This is a genomic window from Nodosilinea sp. FACHB-141, from assembly GCF_014696135.1.
Classification (GTDB): Bacteria; Cyanobacteriota; Cyanobacteriia; order Phormidesmidales; family Phormidesmidaceae; genus Nodosilinea.
The window spans coordinates 77,468-95,153 of the sequence record NZ_JACJPP010000020.1; the positions used below are offsets into that span (position 1 = coordinate 77,468).

Genomic DNA, 17,686 nt, shown 5'->3' on the forward strand with positions numbered 1-17,686 from the left:
AGAGGGGTCCAGATTGGGGAGAGCGTCCTACTTTTTATATAGATTTCATAGATAGGAACAGAAAACTTGAGCATTTGGTTATGACTTTAAGTTTTTAGACAACGCCAATTTACATAAATCCTAAATATTGAGCATTAAATTCAAAGGTTTAGCTGAACTAACCCCTTACTCCCCACTCCCCCGCTCCTCCAACAGCAGCCGAATCGCTCGCAGTTCCTGCAACATCTGCCGCATTAGGTCATGGGTCAACGTCTCCTCCGGAGGCTGCACTTGAATGGTGGGGTGCAGGCCCAGCACTTCTTCAGCGAAGCGGCGCACTTCCTGGGGGCGAAACTCGAGGGGATCGTCTTTGTCGCGGCGCACCTCAGGATTGAGCTTAGCTTTGTCGTAGGGGGGGTTGAGAGTTGCGGAATCGGTGTTGGCGTAGCGGTATACCGAAGCCCGCGATCGGTTGAGGTACTTTTGCACCGCGTCTACCGACAGCAGCGCCCCAGTGTCTTCGGCGGTTCCCGTCCATCCGTAGGCTGAAGCAGAGCTGGCACCGTCAGCAGAGTTGGAGACAAAGGGCGAATCGGGGATCATAGGGCAGAACGTAGCGGATCTGTGGCTACTGTATCAGGTTCATCCTGGTCTGGATTGCCTGTAACAGAGCATGCCAAGGGCGATCGCTGGTGGGAAAGGTGTGCTAAAACCTTGGCAGCGTTAACCAGGATTTAGGTGTGAAGGGCGATCGCAGGCAAACTCAGCGGCGAATCTGGCGACGGTGGCGGCATTTGCCAGGGCTGGCCGCTCTTATGTTTGGGGCGGGGGCGATCGCCGGGCTTACCGCATCGCGCTGGTCGCCCACTCCAGCACCGGGGGCTGGGGGCGACATTACCCCTGCCCTGCGGCTGCAGGGCCTACCGCAGCCCATTGTGTTCAACGGTCGCCCGCGCATCGATCCGATGCCCCAATTCAAAGAGGTTTGGGAATGTCAGGTGGTAGTGGTGGGCGGTTCCCTCGGTGGAGTTGCCGCCGCTGGCCACGCCATGGCCAGCGGTGCCACTACCTGTCTGATCGAAGTTGCCCCCTGGTTAGGCGGGCAGATCAGCTCTCAGGGTGTCTCTGCCCTTGATGAGTCGCTGCGCATGCGCCAGGCCAACAATCTGTCGCCCAGCTGGCAGCGGTTCCGACAAATCATTAAGCAGCAAGTGGTCAACTTACCGGCCTGGAGCCCAGGCGGTAGCCCGCGATCGGTGGCCGACATCAACAGCTGTTGGGTAGGCACCCTGTGCTTTCCGCCTCAGGCTGGGGCCAAGGCCGCCGAACAGTTCTTAGCCGACACTAACCCCGGCGCCCCAGCGAGCCGCTGGGCTGCGATGACAGCGTTCAAGGGGGCTGAGTTTGACGCCACGGGCCGCCGCATCACCGCAGTATACGGGGTACGGCGCATTCCTAAAGACCCTAGCTATCGGCCCATGGGGCGACTGTCGGCAGAGTTGGCCAACTGGTATAGCTGGTCGCCCACCGCCGAGTTTGACCGAGTGCCCGTCAAGCTACAGCCGCCTCCCGGCCAGTCAATGATTGTGATTGACGCCACCGACACTGGCGAACTGGTGGCTTGGGCTAAGGTGCCCTATCGCGTGGGGTCTGAATCAAAGGCAACCACAGGGGAACCCAACGCCGCAGCCTTTGATAACCCCGATTGTACCCAAGCCTTTACCTACCCTTTTGCCCTCGGCATTCACAATGATGGGGGAGACAGTCTGGCCGCTCTGGCACGGCTTCAGCCCACTTACGGCATCCATGAGCACCAAGCCTCGTTTAATTTGGAAGGATTTCCGTTTTTCACGGGCAAGAGCGTCTTTCATTACCGGCGCATCGTCAGCCAAAACCGGGGCAACCCCTACGTCGGCTCTCCCGTCGCTGGCGATATCTCCATGATCAACTGGAACCAGGGCAATGACTGGAACTGGATGGATCCACCGCTACTGCTCAAAGCCGCTGAGCTGGAGGCCGCTGGCCAGCACCAGAACTGGATGGGAGGCCTATCATCGTCAGCGCTGAAATTTGGCGAAGAGAACGCGCTGATGTTTGCTCGCTGGCTGCTTGAGACCCAGTCTGGCCCTAGCTATCCTCTGGCCTACCTCTACGGGGCCGATGGCCCTATGGGCACGCTGTCGGGCCTCAGCATGGTGCCCTACTTTCGAGAGGGGAGGCGGATTGTGGGCCGCGCCGCCTATGGCCAAGATGAGTTTATGATTCGCGAAAACGATCTGCGCTACGATTTCCCCGGTCAGCGCGACTTTAGCCCTACCACCGTCGGGCTAACTCACTATGCGATCGATATTCACGGCTGCCGCTACCGCAACTGGCTGCCTTCAGGAGAAGCCGTTGCTGCTCCGGCCCAAGAACCCCGAGTCAAGCCTGTGCAGCTTCCGTTAGAAAGTCTAATTCCCCAAGGGGTCGACAATTTGCTAATGGGCGGTAAAGCCCTGGCGGCTACCCATATCGCTAGCGCTTCAACCCGCATCCATTACGGCGAGTGGCAGGTGGGAGCCGCCGCCGGGGTCACCGCAGGCTGGTTGGTGTCGCCTGGCGCGCCCGTCAATGACCCAGCTGCCGTGATCCCCAGTGGTTCTATGGGATCGCTACAGGAGGTGATGCGGTTGCAAGGGCTGAAGACCCATTGGTAAACGATGGACTCAGGTATACGTCACGGCCTGTACAGGCTATGCCGCTTGAGTTGAGCTGCGATTGCCCCATCAATCTCCTAAAGACTCAGAACTAGCGATGCTCTAGAAGCAGTCTGGCTCAGAAGTAGTTGGAGAAGCGTTAAACAAGGCAAACACCTGCCGACAGCAACGCCTTAGCCGTTCGCGACAGGTGGGATCGGGGGTAACCTCGCCCGAAAATGCCCAGTTGTCAATAGTAGATAGGCTCCAGCGCTTGCCGCGGTGGTCGAACCCGGCAAGGTCAAGACCAATCACCCGGCATTTTTCCTGGGGTAACAGGTTTTGGTTGCCATCGTCTTCAAAATCGCTGTGCAAGCGAATCTGTACCAGCAAGCTGCGGCACTGAAACAACCGACTCACCCCAGGAAAATGAAACCCTACATCGATGGAGTCAGGATCAACTAGGTCACGGGTGTCAGGGTCATTGGCCCAGGGCTTAAGGTCGGCTCGCAGATCGGGAAACTCAGTCTTGAAGAGACCCACTACGGCGGCAATTTTGCTGGCAAACTCAATGCTGCTGGCCTGTTCTGCTGCGTTCACGCGACCTACAACGATAATAGGGGAGCTTTAAGCATAAACTAGCGCTCCCCTTTCAACAGTTAACTGGGTAACGGCTGAACCAACTTTGGACAACTTCAACCCAGCTCGTAGTTACTGAGCTGAGCTAACAACCCCACTGCACATTTCGAGCATGCGGTGGTCGTTTTCGCTCAGGTCGCTAATGGCGTGGAAACCATCGAGACCAAAGGAAACTAGCTCACCGGAGGCCTCGCTAGACGCTACCGCAGAATCCTCAACCATGGCAAGGCTGTAGGGGTAGGTGTCGGCTTGGTCATAGCTGTTAATGACAGTCATGGCAATCTCGGTACCCTGTACCTGACCCTCGAAGCAGTCGAAGGACGAGCTGGGGTAGTACAGCGCGCCATAAACACGATCGCCCGTGCGCTCTAGCACCACGTAGCCTTGACCAATTTGATCAGGCTCGGGAACTTGGCCAAATAGATAGCGCTCGCCCACGGGCTCTGCAGCCGTCTGAGCGACTGCTAGCACCTCGGAGGAAGTCTGACTATCTACAGTTTGAGCTTGAGCGGCAGTACCTAATGCCGCAACAGTGGCTGCACCTAACAACACATAGGATAAAGAGCGGCGATCGCAACTCCGGCCCTGGCCTGCAACTCGGTTTACCAGGGAAGAAAATAGGGTGGATTGAAACGTTTTGATACCCATTCTATTGCCCCCTTTTGTTTAATCTTTATAAATAGCTAATTGATCATTGAGAAAACTCAGTTCTCGCTTTAGCTCAAAGCTTCAATGCGCCGCTCCATGCCCCTTTCGGGTTCTGTGACTTGAACTCAATGTAGTAGACCTCAGCAACCAGATTTTCACCCTAACGGCGAACCGTAACAACTCTTGTTAGTGGTGGTCATTTGTTTGCAATTGGTCCAATTTAGCCGTGAATTTTGCCATTCGCCGAGGGGCGATCGCGCTACACACAACTTGTCTTGCCACTGGGTATAGTTTCGGGCCAATACCTCAATTAAACATCTGCCGATGGGCCAGCTTGGCAACTGGTCAGAATTGGTAGAGGTCCCCAGTTGAGCTGTAGAGACTTGAGAGTCAGGGTAAAATCGTAGTTAGAAACCGGTTTTCAGACTTGTAGGAGACAGCAATGGAGGGTTCCTCCACTTCCTTTGATGACATTCGAGTGCCCCTCAAACTGCTGTTATTTATTGACAAGCGGCCCAGCTTGGCCCGGCAAATGCGCCAAATTAAGCAGTATCTGAAAACCCTAGAGACCCATTTTGAGTTCAACCTCGATGTGGTTGACATTGGTGAACAGCCCTACCTCGCCGAGCACTACAAGCTGGTAGCCAGCCCCGCGCTGATTAAAATTTCCCCAGCACCCCAGCAGATGCTGGCTGGTAGCGACATTATCAATCAGCTAGAGCGCTGGTGGCCTAAGTGGCAGCAAGAGCATCTCGATACCCTCAATTCGCTGGGGGTGGAGGCCGAATCAGCCCTATCAGCCGACCCCCTGGCACAGCAAGCCGACCTCTTGACCACCTCCGCCGAACTCATAAAACTCTCCGATGAGATCTTTCGGCTCAACCAGACCCGTGAAGAACTCGAGGCCCAGCTGCGCTTTAAAGATCGCATCATTGCCATGATGGCCCACGACCTTCGCAACCCCCTCACTGCTGCATCCATTGCGGTTGAAACCCTGGAGTTGGGCTATGCCCCTAATCAAACCCGCAACATCACTCTGAGCCCTGAGCTCACGGGCCAGCTGCTAAAACACGCCAAAACTCAAATTCGAGCCATCAATCGGATGATTACCGACATTCTTAAGGCGGCTCGGGGGGCCTCTATGGAACTCCAAATTGTGCCCCAGGAGCTCAACCTGCCTGCACTGTGTATGGAGGTGGTCGATGCTTTTCAAAACCGGCTTCAGGAAAAACAGCAAAGTTTAACCACCGAAATTCCCCAAGATCTGCCCACGGTCTATGCCGACGGTACTCAAGTCAAGCGTGTAATCACCAACCTGCTCGACAACGCCATCAAATACACGCCTCAGGGGGGACAGGTCTCGATTATTGCGCTACATCGCACCACCCAAAAGGTACAGGTGGCTGTGGTAGATACCGGTCCTGGAATTCCGCCCGAAAACCGCGACAAAATTTTTGAGGAAAGCTATCGTCTCCAGCGGGACGTTACTCAGGATGGCTACGGGCTGGGGCTGGCTCTCTGCCAGCGAATTGTGCGCGCTCACTACGGTCAAATCTGGGTTGACTCGGCCTCTGGGGCGGGCAGCTCTTTTTTCTTTACTCTACCGGTCTATCGGGCCTAGATTGATTGACCGATCGCCTGCCGCTGACTTCCTACGCGCCCTAAACACGGAGGCCTATGGCAAGATAGGGGCCATGGTGAAGCGGTTTTTGCACTATCTAAGCCCTGCCCTTTGGATCAGGACCCTATCTCTCTACGGCAGCGGGGAACTCTGGCGTGAGGTAGGGCAACAGGCCGCCCGATCGCGCTGGGCAGAGGTCACCGCTGCGATCGCATTTCTCTGGCTGCTGGGCCTACTGGGGCTCAGTTTTGTGCTGCTCCACAGCAAGCAAGGTGCAATAATTTTCCCTGGGGCGCTGGCGCTGGGCCACGGTCTCCAAACCATGTTGGGGATGGCTGCTACCCCACACACTAATGCTCCTAGGCTCTGGGTTTTAGGTTTGGTTGGTTTAGGGGCTTGGCTTTGCCTAGTTACCGGCACTCAAAAGCTGATGCGGCTGGTGGCAGTGGCCGCGGGCAGTAGTCCTACTCCCCTGGCTTGCTGGCGCGATCGACTGCTGCCCTGGGGGATCACTCTACTAGGTCTAGGAGTGGCGGGGCTGGTGTTTAGCTTAGTAGGCAGTACGACCGACGCGGCGGCGATCGCTGGCCGATGGAATGCCTTGGTTTGGCTAGGGCGTTGGCTGTTAGCTGTTGGGATCGGAGCCGCCGGTCTGGCGTTGGTATATAGACTTGTCCCGCAGCGCAGGCTACCTGGTCTAGGGCTGTGGCCTGGTGTCAGGGTCGTCTTAGTCTTGAGTCTAGGGATTTTGGGGCTGCGGCACTGGGGACTCAGCTGGCTGACCCAACAGGCGATCGCCTACGACCTCCTATTAGTCCTTGGTTTCAACCTGGGGACGCTGTATGGGCTGATTCTGCTGGTGCCGGTAGGAGCTCAGGTCAACCTCAGCGTTCTGCGCCATCGGGGATTCGTTCACCACCCCCAGAAGCGGCCTATACCTATACCGCCGCCACCATCTTTCGATTCCTTTAAAATTAAACGTCGGAATTGAGCTATACCAATTCCGATGAGGATGTGCCAGTTCGTTGGGAGATCTGGACATAGTTTTTCGCGTTCCAAGCCTCCCATTGCCTCATGTCTTAATGCTTTGGCTGCCAGGGCAAAGCTTCTCAGGTCTACCAAAGGGCTATGCGATCACTACAATGCGCTCCAACCCCTAACGAATTCGTTGAAGGCTGCTGACAATGCCTAGACCGAAGCACAGCAGAATTAATAGCCAGATCACCAGACCCGGCAAAAAGGCCAGCAGCGACAGGCCCCGTAAAACCCATACAATGGCGGTTACGCCTAGGGCTGCTAAAAAGAGTTTGGTTAGGGGTTGTAGCGGGTAGCGACGACGGCCCATGGCGGCAATGTCTCCGTTTGTAAAGCTATGACTAGGCTACGGGGGAATACTGAGGGGCATTGGTAAAAGCCCCGTAATGATACTACCGTCCCCCCTACGCTACAAAACTGTCTGACCTTTAATAGAAAAGCAAGCGACACAGCGCTAGCATGGGCCAGATGCCGCAGCCCTTACCAGGGTAGCGGGCAGGACCGGGGTTTGCGATCGCTCCGGAGTCAGACAGCCACCGACAGCCTAAGCAGGCGCTTACAGGCTGTTGACATCAACACCAGATCGCATCGTTAGGAGGAATAGAGCAATGGTTACTAGCAAAGCTCAGGGTATCCACGAGGTCAGGCAGGACGGGTTTCTAGCCCAGTTTTCTCCCAGCGACCAGGTGGCGCTACTCCGAGGAGATGTATTGCTCCAGTCGCCAATCGGCAACACCAGCGGCGCTGTCACCGCTCACATGTACGTACCCCTGGCGCGCCCTCAAATTTGGCCTCAGGTAACCAACTACAGCTGCTGGACTCAATATTTTCCTAACATTGTGCACAGCGAAGTTCTAGAGACCGTGAAAACTGCGACTCAACGCTACCGCCGCCTCTACCAGGTGGGGCGCAAGGGGTTTATGCTGCTGACGGCCCAAGTCGAAATTTACCTCAAGGTGGTCGAAACCGCCTGCGAAGCTATTCAGTTTCGCCTAGAGCAAGGCACCTTTTCCCATTTCGCGGCGGATCTGCACCTGCAAGATTTCAACCAAGGCACTCTGCTGACCTACTCGGTGCAAGCCGCGCCGACGATTCCGGTACCAACATTCTTAATTGAACAAGCCATTAAGACCGACCTACCAGGGAACATGCGGCAGATGAGACGGGTACTGTGCGCCCGCTATGGTGTGGCGTGAGCAGCGGCGGCGCAGAGCTAGAGGGGAAGTTTGCGATCGCAGCAAACCTATCCTAAAAACCACCTCCTAAGACCTGTGGAATGGACATGACCGCTTACCTTTTGAGAGGTCGCGTCGGGATTATTGCTCCTTAGCAAAATCCTGCGTCTGCCCAATGGGTTAAAGCTTGGTCTGTTAGCGGTAGCGCTCCACAAAGGATCGCCCGGCCGACATGGCTGCACTGCTGGTGGTGTAAAAAGTGCCGTCACTGAGCACATCCAGGTCAGGCTTCACAATCCAGCACTGGTAGCCTCGGTCTTTGTTGTGGCTGACGCCAATAATCCAGCCGGTCATGGCTGAAACTTGCACGACCGAATCCGCGTCCATCGCAGTATCCTCCCGTGGGCCTAGGACCTATCCCAACGTGAGGGCGAGGGCCAGAGCTGTGCGGTGCTATGGTAAATCAGATTGTGACCTGGGTTAGCAAAACCCCTGACTTTCTTCTCAATTTCTCAGGTCGATGCTGTACTTTTGCGCCCCTGCCTAGCTGCTATGAGCAATCAAACCCTACCCCTCGATGATCGCCTCTACCGCTACTTGATCGATCACTCGGTACATGAACCCGAAGTGCTCGTCGCTCTGCGCCATGAGACCGCTCAGCATCCTATGGCCCAGATGCAGATTGCTCCCGAGCAGGGGCAGTTTATGGCGCTGCTGGTGCAGCTCTTGGGAGTGACCAAGGCGCTAGAAGTCGGCGTTTTTACGGGCTATAGCGCCCTGCGAGTGGCGCTGGCGATGCCCCCGGAAGGCAAGCTGGTGGCCTGTGATGTAAGTGAGGAGTACACCGCGATCGCCCGCCGCTACTGGGAAAAAGCTGGGGTCGCCCACAAAATTGACCTGCGCATCGCCCCTGCCACCGAAACTTTGGATCAGCTCATTCAGGCGGGTGAAATCAACAGCTTTGACTTTGCCTTTATTGATGCCGACAAAAACGGCTACCCCACCTACTACGAGCAGGCGCTCCAGCTGGTGCGCCCCGGCGGCCTCATTGCACTGGACAATGTGCTGTGGTCGGGCCAGGTAGCCGACCCCGCTGTGCAGGACAGCCGCACTAATACCCTGCGCCGCCTCAATGAGGCGATCCACAACGACGATCGCGTCGTCGCCAGCTTAGTTCCCATCGCCGATGGTCTGACCCTGGTGATGAAAAAGCGGTAGGGCTCAATCCCGCAGGACTCGCTTGGGAAGCGTAGCTAACGTATTAAGCCAGGAGTAGCTGAGCTTAGGGAGACTGTGATACCTGTAACAGAATAATTTCTCAAAGTTGCCGGATTATTTGCCAATGCAGAACCGGCTGAAAATTTCATCGAGCATAGATTCGGTGATTTCATCGCCGGTAATGCTACCCAGGGCCGCGATCGCAATCCTCAAATCGATCGTCCAAAAATCTAGTGGTAGCTGATTCTCAATGGTTTGCTGCACCTGGTGGAGCGCATTGCGGGCTGCAGTCAGAGCCGCTCCCTGGCGCTGGTTAATGGTGAACTCTAGATTGGCCGTGGTGAGCTGGTCGGCGTGGATCGCGTTGAGAATTGCGCGCTCAAGGGCATCAATCCCCTGCTGCTGGGCCGCGGCGGTGTGAACCACAGGCAAGTCCTTTGGGAAAACAAGATCCTTTACAACGTCGGCAGTGACCAGATCTACTTTGTTAACAACCAAAATTAGAGAAGTTTTCTGTACCGACTCGTAGAGCTGTTGGTCGGCGCCCGTCCACCCGGCGGTGGCGTCGATGGTGAGCAGCACCAGATCTGCGCCCTGGGCCACCTGGCGCGATCGCGCAATGCCCATTTGCTCCACTGGGTCGCTGGCCTCGCGAATGCCTGCTGTATCGAGCACCTGAATAGGGATGCCGCCCACCACCAGCTGCGACTCCACCACATCGCGGGTGGTGCCGGGCAAGTCGGTGACAATGGCACGATCGCAGCGGCTCCAGGCGTTGAGCAGGCTTGACTTGCCCACGTTGGGACGACCTACAATCGCTACCTTGAGCCCGGTGCGCAGTAGTTCCCCCGATTCTGTCGTGGCCAGTATGCGATCGATCTCTGCCAGCACAGTGGCTACTTGCGATCGCACCGTCTTCTCATCCAGCGGCGGCAGGTCGTCTTCAAAGTCGATGCGGGCCTCTACCTCGGCTAGCACGTCGAGGCAGGTCGAGCGCAGCTGGCGGATGGGCTGGGTGAGTTTGCCCTGCACTCCAGCCAGGGCTGTTTTCGCCGCCAGATTTGACTGCGCCGCCACCAGATCGGCCACCCCTTCTGCCTGAGTGAGGTCGAGCCGCCCGTTCAGAAACGCCCGCAGGGTAAATTCGCCCGGTTCTGCCAGCCTGGCCCCTTGGCTCAGACAGAGTTGGAGCACCTGCTGCACCGCCATCAACCCGCCGTGGCAGTGAAACTCCACCACATCCTCACGGGTGTAAGAACGAGGGGCCAGCATAAGCAGCAGCAGCGCTTCATCCACTGGCTGCTGAGTGATGGGGTCGCGCACTTGGCCATAGAGAATGCGGTGGCTTTCCCAGGGTTGTTTGCCGGGGGCATGGAATAGTTTGCGGGCGATCGCCACGGCCTCGGCTCCAGACAGCCTTACAATGCCGACACTGCCCTGCTGGGGGGCAATGGCGGTAGCGATCGCCGCGATTGTCTCGCTTTGAATTGTCGAGGGTAACGCCCTTTGCTGAGCGGCAGCGCCATTCATAGCATCTATCCTGCAGGGTGAAGTGATGTTGAAGCCTGGGGCGAGTCTGATAAAGCGCCGATCTACTGGGTAGAATAGAAAAGAATCTTTACGTGCCTCTAAGATTCTACTGCTGAGTCTTTCTGCTTACTAAGGGGTAGCCTACCAAGCCTTGAGGAATGGCTACCCACCTGACCGTTGAGCTGTCTCCATTTTTTACTTCCCCTGGGTTCTTGGGGAACTTAGCCTCTGGTATACCCCCGTCTATGATCACTACGCCTACAACCGAATCGACCCCCGACCCCAAGCCCGTAATGCGAAAAACGACTCAACCCCAGTGGCGGCGGCAGCTCCGCTATCTATACCTGCGGTTTTTGCGGCTCCAGGGCACTTCTGAACAGCTGGCCCGGGGTATGGCCTCGGGGATATTTTCTGGCTGCTTTCCTCTATTTGGCTTTCAAATCCTCATTGGGGTGGCCGTAGCTACGGTGCTGAAGGGCAACCGCATGATGGCAGCAGCGGCTACCTGGATCAGCAACCCCTTCACCTACGTGCCTATTTTCGCTTTTAACTACCAGGTGGGGCTGTGGCTTCTGGGGGGTAGTGCCACCCAGGCTTTTGATGACCTCGACACCCTCAAAAGCTGGATGGATATGGGCACTGAAGTGTCGGCGCGGCTGATGTTAGGCAGTACAGTAGTGGGTTTGGTGGCGGGAGTAGCCAGCTATTTTGTGGGTCTGCCGCTGATTCAACGGGTGCGATCGCGCCAGAACATCCGGCAGCAGCGCCAGCTAGCAAACCCCTCTGGGTTAGAGAACCTTGTCCAGCCCGTAGATTAACGATTTTAGGGCTATTACTCGGCGAATACAGAGCAGCACACCGGGCATAAAGCTGGCGCGATCGCTGGTGTCGTGACGCAGGGTGTAAAGCTGCCCCGGGGAGCCAAACAAAATTTCCTGGTGGGCAATTAGTCCCGGCAGCCGCACGCTGTGAATATTGATGCCCTCAGGAGTTGTGCCGCCTCGGGCTCCAGGGATGGTCTCAGTTTCTTTAACCAACGGAGTGTTGAAGCTTTTTTGCGCCTCCGCCAGCATCTGGGCGGTTTGTACGGCAGTGCCGCTAGGGGCATCGGCCTTTTGGTTGTGGTGCAGCTCAATGATCTCAACATGGTCAAAGTACTGGGCTGCCTGCTGAGCGGCCTGCTGCATCAGCACCACCCCAATGGAAAAATTGGGCACGATCAGGCAGCCAGTGCTGGCCTTGTCGGCAAACTCTGCCAGGTCGCGAATTTGCGCGTTGCTCAGGCCCGTGGTGCCGACCACTGGGCGCACACCGTAGGCGATCGCTGCCCGCACCGACTCATAGACGCTATCGGGATGGGAGAGGTCAACCATCACCGCCAGACCCTCGCTCTGAGCGGCTACCAGGGTTACCTCCAGGTCATTCATGACCGGCACTTCTAGGGGCCTATAACCAATTACTTCGCCAATGTCTTGGCCCATCAGCTCAGGGTTTCTGCCGATCGCTCCCACCAAAGTAATATCTGGGGCTTGATCGATAGCTTTAATGACCTCGCGGCCCATCTTGCCGTAGGCTCCGTTAACCACGACGGGAATAGCTGATTGGGTAGACATAGGAATTCGTTTGGCGGACTAAGGGAACTAGCCGGTCGGCAAGTCTGACGGTCAACAAGCTACCAGCCGTGAAGTTTTTAACGCTTCAACCCGCCGATGAGCTCAATCTTCAGACCCGCCTTACTTCACTACTGAAACTTTCGTTCCAAAGACTTGAGATACTCGGTGTTGACCCCCGACTCGCGAGGCAGAGAGATTTTGCCGGTGCGGGCAATTTCGCGAATGCCAAAGCGGTTGAGCACCTGCACGATCGCTACCATCTTGCCGGGGTCACCCACGACTTCTAGAGTGAGAGAGTCTTCAGACACGTCTACTACCCGCGCCCGAAAGATTTGGGCAAACTCGATGATCTCAGAGCGGCTGGTACTGGTTGCATTAACCTTGAGCAGCATCAGCTCCCGTTCAACGCAGGGCGTATCGGTGACGTCGTTGACCTTGAGCACGTTGATCAACTTATAGAGCTGCTTTGTGAGCTGCTCGATCACCGCATCGTCGCCGGGCACTACCATGGTGATGCGAGAAATGCCCGAGGTTTCGGCTGGCCCCACGGCTAGGCTCTCAATGTTAAACCCGCGCCTGGCAAACAGACCGGCAATGCGGCTCAGCACCCCAGCCTCGTCTTCAACCAGTACAGAGAGGGTGTGTTTGATGGCCTGCTGAGGAGCCACAGCCGAACTGGGGAGAATAGAAGGGTTAACCATAGGGCCTGGGGATGTAAAAGGTTTCAGCACCAGCGCTGATTCGCGAGACTTTCAAAACTAACAAACCTCAATACTATCCCGAAAGTCCCTGCCTTAAAAACATCCCTTCTGCACCTATCCACCATTTCTCCTGACAAAACGTTGAGCTTCCTCACCCTTTCCCCTTTAGGGACGTTTTGCATGGGCGATCGCCTGGCCGAGAGGCAAACAGCGCCGTTGCTTCTTTAGTGCCGCTAATGCAAACAGGCACTGGCTCCCTCTGCCCATCTCATCCTTACATCTCTATTTAGCTTGGCTTCACAAACCCCCAAAGCCCGTCCACATCCCCCAGATTGGGTATCCTTGAGGCACTAGCCTACCGTCACTGCATTTGGCATGAGCTTATCTGGCCCCGCTAAAGAGATTCAGTCCCTAAAGGGGCGCTTTCTCGACCTGATCAACTTGCGCCCTGGGGAAGAAGAGCGCACGCTGCTCATGTTTGCCTTTTACACCGCCACCTCCATGGGCATTTTGTGGCTAGAGGTGAGTTCGGCAGCGCTATTTTTGGATGCCTACGGGGCGGCCAGTCTGCCGTGGATCTACATCTTTAGCGCTGGGGTGGGGCTAGGGCTGAGCGTGGTCTATTCCTGGCTACAGCGGTTGTTTCCGCTGCGCCGGGTAATTGTAATTATCGCCATGCTGATGGCCGTGCCAATTTTGGGGTTTCGCTGGGGGCTAACGGTGCCCTTGTTGGCAGCCCCCATGGTGTTTTCGATGCGGCTATGGATTGAGGCCATCTACGGGCTTAACGACCTCAACCTATCAGTGACCGCCAACCAGCTGTTCAATATTCGCGAAATCAAGCGGGCGTATCCAATCATCAGCAGCGGCAACCTGGTGGCTGATGTCATTAGCGGTTTTTCGGTGTACCTGCTGCTTAAGCTGATTGGGCTGCAAAACGTTATGCTGCTTGCTTTTGTGGTGATGGTGGCGGGGGCGGCTATTTTGTACCACCTCAGCCGCAGTTACGAGCACGCCTTTCCCGATTCACCCCGCCGTCAGGCAGAAGACGCTGAGTCAGTGGAGAGCTTCCGATCGCGTCAGCGGCTCCAGGGGCCAATCCAGCAGTACGTGGTGCTGCTGTTTTCGTTTTTTGTGCTGGCCCAAATGCTGCTGTTCTCTATAGAGTTTCAGTTCTTCAACCAGCTAGAAACCAGCCTCGATGTCGATGCGATCGCGGTCTTTTTGGGCTTCTTTAGCGGCCTGCTGGGGCTGATTGAGCTGTTCACCCAGTGGTTTACCTCCAGCCGATTGATTGAGCGGGAGGGGGTGTTTAAGGTGGCCCTGGTGCTGCCCTCGGTGATTGTGGCGATTGGCGTGACTACGCTGGTGGGCAGTTACCCCCTGCGGCTGGGTTTGGTGGTCATGTTCGTCGGGCTGATCGTGCTGAAGTTTTTTGATGAGTGGCTCCGCTATACGTTGGTAGCCACCACACGCCCAATTCTGTTTCAGCCGATTCCTGACCAGGTTCGCAGCACGGTGCAGTCGTGGGTGGGTGGAATTGCCGAGCCGCTGGCGATGGGGGGCACGGGGGTAGCCATTTTGGTCACCATCGCCGTTTGTAACCGTGTTGGGCTGGTGGATACCCTGGTCCAGGCGCGGCTGTTTTTGCTGAGCACAGTGGTGGCGGCGCTGGTGTGGTTTGCGATTATGGTGATGCTGCGATCGCGCTACCTCAACCTGTTGGTGCGGGGGGCCGAGCGCGGCCTGCTGACCTTCTCTGACGCCAACCTGCGGGTGCTGAAGCGCGCCTTTATTGAACAGCTCGAAAAGCCTGGATTGGACGCCAACAAGCGATCGTGCATTGAGCTGCTAAGCCACATTGACCCCAAAAACGTGGGCGAGATCTTGGCGCCCCGCCTAGCCGAGCTACCCCCGGCCCTCCAGCGCCAGAGCTTAGAGGCGATGCTGGAGTATCCCAACCCCGCCTACACCGTTCAGGTACAGGAAATGCTAGAGGTGCCCAACCAGGCTCCCGAAATTTTGGCCCTGGCCCTGCGCTACGTGTGGCTGGCCCAGGAACGCTTTGATATCAACGATCTGCGCCCCTATCTGCCGCCGGAGGTGGATGCGGTAGTGCGGGGCACAGCGGCCTCGCTTATGCTGCGGCGGGGCAACCTGCAGGAGCGGGCCGAAGCCACCGCTACCCTCCGCAAAATGCTGGTGCATGACGAAGAGCGGGAGCGGGTAATGGGCTGCCGCGCCCTGGGTGAGGCCGACTATATGGAATCGCTCAGCATTTATATTGACGATTTGCTGCAAGACTCCTCGCTGCGGGTGCGGCGGGCGATTTTGGAGGCGATCGCCGCTACCCAGTACAAAAAATATTACCCCTCGCTGCTTAAGGCGCTCCAGTACAAGTCAACCCGCGAAGCCGCTGTCACCGCCCTCACCCGCCTGGGCAATGAAGCTCTGCCCATGCTCCAAGAACTGGCCCTCGACAGCTACCGCCCCGAGATATTGCGCAACCAGGCTTGGCAGGTGATTGGCAACATTGGCACCGTACCCGCCCTGGAATTTTTAATTCAAAACCTAGTCACCACCTGGGGCAGCACCCGCCGCCATATTCTGCGGATTTTGCTCAGCTTGTACCAGGAGTCTGGGGTGAAGCGATCGGCTCTGATCGACGAGGCCTTAGACCGCATGCTGGGCCGCAGCGGTATTGAAGAGCTGCTGAATACGGAGCTGGCCTTTGCCGGGCAGATGCTGGCTGCCAAAGTTGATTTGGCACCCAGCCGGGTTGAGGGGATTGAGGCTGACCTGCTGCGCAAAGCCCTCGACGGGCTGCAGGCCGATGCCACCGAGCGGCTGTTTATGCTGCTGCGGTTTGTATCGCCCGCCACTGCCATTCAAGCGGCCCAGGTAAGCCTCAGCGGGTCGGCTGCCCAATGGGCTAGGGGCATCGAAATTCTCGATAACGTGGTGGATGTGGCCAACAAACGGTCGATTCTGATCTTGCTCGATCGCCGTTTAGATGCCGACAAGCTGAAGCTGCTGGCCCTATCTACACCGCTGATTGCCTACCGACCCATGCCGCCCCGCGATCGCCTGCGTCAGCTGCTCGACCTGCGCAACTTTTTGTCAGACTGGGCGATCGCCTGCTGCTTTCACCTAGCTCGCGTGCAACGGTGGAATCTCACCGCTGAGCACACCCTGGCCTCACTCCAGCACCCTACCGGTTTTGTGCGTGAGGCTGTGCTGACTTACTTAGCTGTGGCGTCGCCCCGCGCCCTGCGGGAGCTGCTGCCCCTGATGGAGCAAGACGCCGACCCGTTGGTGCTGGCCCAGGTTAAGCAGCTGATCAACACCTATAATCTGGAGCCGAGCCCGTCCGCTAGCTGACGCATCCTGCCCCGTTCACCCGCCGTTGCCCCCTTAGGTCAAACAGCCCCGTATGTTAAACAGCGTCGAACGTCTCCTATTTATTCGCAACGTCCCCATGTTCAAGGAGCTGCGGGACGACTTTTTGGTGCGGCTGGCCTCGGTGATGGATGAAGTGTTTTACGACAGCAACTACACCATCATCACCGAAGGCCAGGAGGGGCGATCGATGTACATTGTGGTGTCGGGCCGCGTCAGTGTGCACATCGGCGGTCAGGAAGTGGCCCAACTCAAAGAAGACGAATGCTTTGGCGAAATGTCGGTGTTTGATGCCGAGCCGCGATCGGCCTCGGTTACCACCCTAGAGCCCTGCGCCTGCTTAGTGCTTACCCAGCAGCAGCTCTACGACGCCATCGACGAAACCCCCGGCATTGCGGTCAACGTGATTCGCCTGCTGTCGCGCCGCATTCGTGAGCTCAACCAAGACCTCAACCAGGTCAAACAGCAGCTAACGCAGCCTTCACCATTCCCCCAAACCCGGCCCCAGTGGTATCGGCCACTGCCATTTCCGCCGTCGGAACCCCTAGCGCGATCGGGTAGTTAGGAGCGAAGACGCTGGGGTGCAAGGTTCAAGGTTTAGGGCTAGAAAAGTAATTTTGAGATATTTCCAGGAAAGAGTGACTTCTCGGCGTCTGATGAGTTTATCGTCAGGCTTCTGTTGAATAGGTGCGCAAACTTTGCCCATTCAACGAGGGAGTGTTCTTGATTCAAAAATCACCTTCATCCTTGAGCCTAAAATCTTCAATTCATCTCTCTTAAACACAATTTTTCTTAACTCTGCGACGCGTCCTTAAGGCTTGGGCAAGCTAACGGTACGATGCCGTTTTTGGAGGACTTGCCCATGGGGGTACTGATACTGCTGGTGGCCGTACTGCTTATTGCGGCGGTCTTTTTTGTCAACTTATACAACCGCTTGGTGACCGGACGAAACCGCTACCAAAATGCCTATGCCCAAATTGATGTGCAGCTGCGCCGCCGCTATGACCTAATTCCTAACTTGGTGGAGAGCGTCAAGGGCTATATGGCCCACGAGAAAGAAACCTTAGCGGCGGTCATCAACGCCCGTAACAGTGCCATGAGCGCCAGCCGTCAGGCAGCCCAGGCTCCTGGCGATCCGCAAGCGATGACTCAGCTGGCAGCAGCCGAGGGCATGCTCGACAGCACCCTAGGTCGGTTTTTTGCCCTGTCGGAAGCTTACCCCGACCTCAAGGCCAACCAAAATATGGCCCAGCTAATTGAAGAACTGCGCTCTACCGAAAACCGCATCGCCTTTGCTCGCCAGGCGTTCAATGATGCTGTCACCCTTTACAACACCCAGCGGGAGATGTTTCCCGGCAACCTGATCGCGGGCAGCTTTAATTTCAACTCGGCTCAGCTGCTTGAAGAAAGCACTCCCGAAGTCAAAGAAGTCCCCCGCGTATCTTTTAGCTAG

General features: G+C 56.6%; 17 protein-coding genes. 9 read left to right on the forward strand and 8 right to left on the reverse strand.

The features are described from left to right. Window positions 1-165: 165 nt before the first annotated feature. A complete protein-coding gene (locus H6F59_RS20360) occupies window positions 166-582 on the reverse strand; it encodes a resolvase (RefSeq protein ID WP_242021595.1) in 417 nt (138 codons plus the stop codon). A 137-nt stretch (window positions 583-719) separates the two neighbouring features. On the opposite strand from H6F59_RS20360, the gene H6F59_RS20365 reads away from it, so the two are divergent. Continuing rightward, complete coding sequence (locus H6F59_RS20365) at window positions 720-2,675, forward strand: FAD-dependent oxidoreductase (RefSeq protein WP_190704734.1); 1,956 nt, start codon at window positions 720-722, stop codon at window positions 2,673-2,675. Between the two features lie 102 nt (window positions 2,676-2,777). Here the strand turns inward: H6F59_RS20365 and H6F59_RS20370 are convergent, their stop codons facing one another. Together H6F59_RS20370 and H6F59_RS20375 are read right to left on the reverse strand one after the other, a co-directional pair. Further along, complete coding sequence (locus H6F59_RS20370; RefSeq protein WP_190704737.1) at window positions 2,778-3,254, reverse strand: hypothetical protein; 477 nt, start codon at window positions 3,252-3,254, stop codon at window positions 2,778-2,780. Between the two features lie 111 nt (window positions 3,255-3,365). Beyond that, window positions 3,366-3,941, reverse strand: coding sequence for a hypothetical protein (locus tag H6F59_RS20375; protein ID WP_190704741.1), 576 nt, complete (start codon window positions 3,939-3,941; stop codon window positions 3,366-3,368). Between the two features lie 442 nt (window positions 3,942-4,383). Here H6F59_RS20375 and H6F59_RS20380 point away from each other — a divergent pair, with 442 nt between their 5' ends. Both H6F59_RS20380 and H6F59_RS20385 read left to right on the forward strand, forming a co-directional pair. Further along, on the forward strand, window positions 4,384-5,562 hold the full coding sequence (locus H6F59_RS20380; RefSeq protein ID WP_190704744.1) for a histidine kinase: 1,179 nt from the start codon (window positions 4,384-4,386) through the stop codon (window positions 5,560-5,562). A gap of 1 nt (window position 5,563) precedes the next feature. Continuing rightward, window positions 5,564-6,553: a hypothetical protein gene (locus tag H6F59_RS20385; RefSeq protein WP_190704748.1), complete on the forward strand. Its 990-nt coding sequence runs from the start codon at window positions 5,564-5,566 to the stop codon at window positions 6,551-6,553. Window positions 6,554-6,718: 165 nt separating this feature from the next. On the opposite strand, the gene H6F59_RS20390 is transcribed toward H6F59_RS20385, so the two are convergent. Beyond that, entirely contained in the window at window positions 6,719-6,907 is a 189-nt protein-coding gene (locus H6F59_RS20390; protein WP_190520624.1) for a hypothetical protein, read from the reverse strand. 298 nt (window positions 6,908-7,205) lie between these two features. On the opposite strand from H6F59_RS20390, the gene H6F59_RS20395 reads away from it, so the two are divergent. Continuing rightward, the gene (locus H6F59_RS20395) at window positions 7,206-7,793 is read left to right on the forward strand and encodes an SRPBCC family protein (RefSeq protein WP_190520626.1); all 588 of its coding nucleotides are present in this window, start codon (window positions 7,206-7,208) and stop codon (window positions 7,791-7,793) included. Between the two features lie 174 nt (window positions 7,794-7,967). Here the strand turns inward: H6F59_RS20395 and H6F59_RS20400 are convergent, their stop codons facing one another. Continuing rightward, complete coding sequence (locus tag H6F59_RS20400) at window positions 7,968-8,159, reverse strand: hypothetical protein (RefSeq protein ID WP_190520628.1); 192 nt, start codon at window positions 8,157-8,159, stop codon at window positions 7,968-7,970. A gap of 165 nt (window positions 8,160-8,324) precedes the next feature. Here H6F59_RS20400 and H6F59_RS20405 point away from each other — a divergent pair, with 165 nt between their 5' ends. Then, entirely contained in the window at window positions 8,325-8,990 is a 666-nt protein-coding gene (locus H6F59_RS20405) for a class I SAM-dependent methyltransferase (protein ID WP_190704752.1), read from the forward strand. A 114-nt stretch (window positions 8,991-9,104) separates the two neighbouring features. On the opposite strand, the gene mnmE is transcribed toward H6F59_RS20405, so the two are convergent. Then, window positions 9,105-10,520 carry a tRNA uridine-5-carboxymethylaminomethyl(34) synthesis GTPase MnmE gene (gene mnmE / locus H6F59_RS20410; RefSeq protein ID WP_190704755.1) on the reverse strand — a complete coding sequence of 472 codons (1,416 nt, stop codon included), beginning with the start codon at window positions 10,518-10,520 and terminating at the stop codon, window positions 9,105-9,107. Between the two features lie 245 nt (window positions 10,521-10,765). Here mnmE and H6F59_RS20415 point away from each other — a divergent pair, with 245 nt between their 5' ends. Beyond that, window positions 10,766-11,338, forward strand: coding sequence for a DUF2062 domain-containing protein (locus H6F59_RS20415; RefSeq protein ID WP_242021596.1), 573 nt, complete (start codon window positions 10,766-10,768; stop codon window positions 11,336-11,338). On the opposite strand, the gene dapB is transcribed toward H6F59_RS20415, so the two are convergent. After that, window positions 11,309-12,133 (reverse strand): 4-hydroxy-tetrahydrodipicolinate reductase, encoded by an 825-nt coding sequence (gene dapB / locus H6F59_RS20420; RefSeq protein ID WP_190704758.1) that lies wholly within the window; start codon window positions 12,131-12,133, stop codon window positions 11,309-11,311. The two genes, H6F59_RS20415 and dapB, sit on opposite strands and share 30 nt — an antisense overlap. Window positions 12,134-12,261: 128 nt before the next feature. After that, complete coding sequence (gene ilvN / locus H6F59_RS20425) at window positions 12,262-12,783, reverse strand: acetolactate synthase small subunit (protein WP_190520920.1); 522 nt, start codon at window positions 12,781-12,783, stop codon at window positions 12,262-12,264. A gap of 426 nt (window positions 12,784-13,209) precedes the next feature. Here ilvN and H6F59_RS20430 point away from each other — a divergent pair, with 426 nt between their 5' ends. The 3 genes from H6F59_RS20430 to H6F59_RS20440 all read left to right on the forward strand — a co-directional run bounded on the left by H6F59_RS20430 (window position 13,210) and on the right by H6F59_RS20440 (window position 17,686). Then, the gene (locus H6F59_RS20430; protein WP_190704761.1) at window positions 13,210-16,215 is read left to right on the forward strand and encodes a HEAT repeat domain-containing protein; all 3,006 of its coding nucleotides are present in this window, start codon (window positions 13,210-13,212) and stop codon (window positions 16,213-16,215) included. Window positions 16,216-16,267: 52 nt separating this feature from the next. Then, the gene (locus H6F59_RS20435) at window positions 16,268-16,798 is read left to right on the forward strand and encodes a Crp/Fnr family transcriptional regulator (RefSeq protein ID WP_084173493.1); all 531 of its coding nucleotides are present in this window, start codon (window positions 16,268-16,270) and stop codon (window positions 16,796-16,798) included. Window positions 16,799-17,095: 297 nt separating this feature from the next. Beyond that, window positions 17,096-17,686, forward strand: coding sequence for a LemA family protein (locus H6F59_RS20440; RefSeq protein WP_190704764.1), 591 nt, complete (start codon window positions 17,096-17,098; stop codon window positions 17,684-17,686).

What these genes read in the sequence shown, in the direction of transcription:
- mnmE (WP_190704755.1), bottom strand. Translation starts at nt 10,520, where the DNA reads ATGAATGGCGCTGCCGCTCAGCAAAGGGCGTTACCCTCGACAATTCAA.
- H6F59_RS20440 (WP_190704764.1), top strand. Translation starts at nt 17,096, where the DNA reads ATGGGGGTACTGATACTGCTGGTGGCCGTACTGCTTATTGCGGCGGTC.
- H6F59_RS20375 (WP_190704741.1), bottom strand. Translation starts at nt 3,941, where the DNA reads ATGGGTATCAAAACGTTTCAATCCACCCTATTTTCTTCCCTGGTAAAC.
- H6F59_RS20405 (WP_190704752.1), top strand. Translation starts at nt 8,325, where the DNA reads ATGAGCAATCAAACCCTACCCCTCGATGATCGCCTCTACCGCTACTTG.
- H6F59_RS20435 (WP_084173493.1), top strand. Translation starts at nt 16,268, where the DNA reads ATGTTAAACAGCGTCGAACGTCTCCTATTTATTCGCAACGTCCCCATG.
- H6F59_RS20400 (WP_190520628.1), bottom strand. Translation starts at nt 8,159, where the DNA reads ATGGACGCGGATTCGGTCGTGCAAGTTTCAGCCATGACCGGCTGGATT.
- H6F59_RS20430 (WP_190704761.1), top strand. Translation starts at nt 13,210, where the DNA reads ATGAGCTTATCTGGCCCCGCTAAAGAGATTCAGTCCCTAAAGGGGCGC.
- H6F59_RS20390 (WP_190520624.1), bottom strand. Translation starts at nt 6,907, where the DNA reads ATGGGCCGTCGTCGCTACCCGCTACAACCCCTAACCAAACTCTTTTTA.
- dapB (WP_190704758.1), bottom strand. Translation starts at nt 12,133, where the DNA reads ATGTCTACCCAATCAGCTATTCCCGTCGTGGTTAACGGAGCCTACGGC.
- H6F59_RS20415 (WP_242021596.1), top strand. Translation starts at nt 10,766, where the DNA reads ATGATCACTACGCCTACAACCGAATCGACCCCCGACCCCAAGCCCGTA.
- H6F59_RS20360 (WP_242021595.1), bottom strand. Translation starts at nt 582, where the DNA reads ATGATCCCCGATTCGCCCTTTGTCTCCAACTCTGCTGACGGTGCCAGC.
- H6F59_RS20380 (WP_190704744.1), top strand. Translation starts at nt 4,384, where the DNA reads ATGGAGGGTTCCTCCACTTCCTTTGATGACATTCGAGTGCCCCTCAAA.
- H6F59_RS20395 (WP_190520626.1), top strand. Translation starts at nt 7,206, where the DNA reads ATGGTTACTAGCAAAGCTCAGGGTATCCACGAGGTCAGGCAGGACGGG.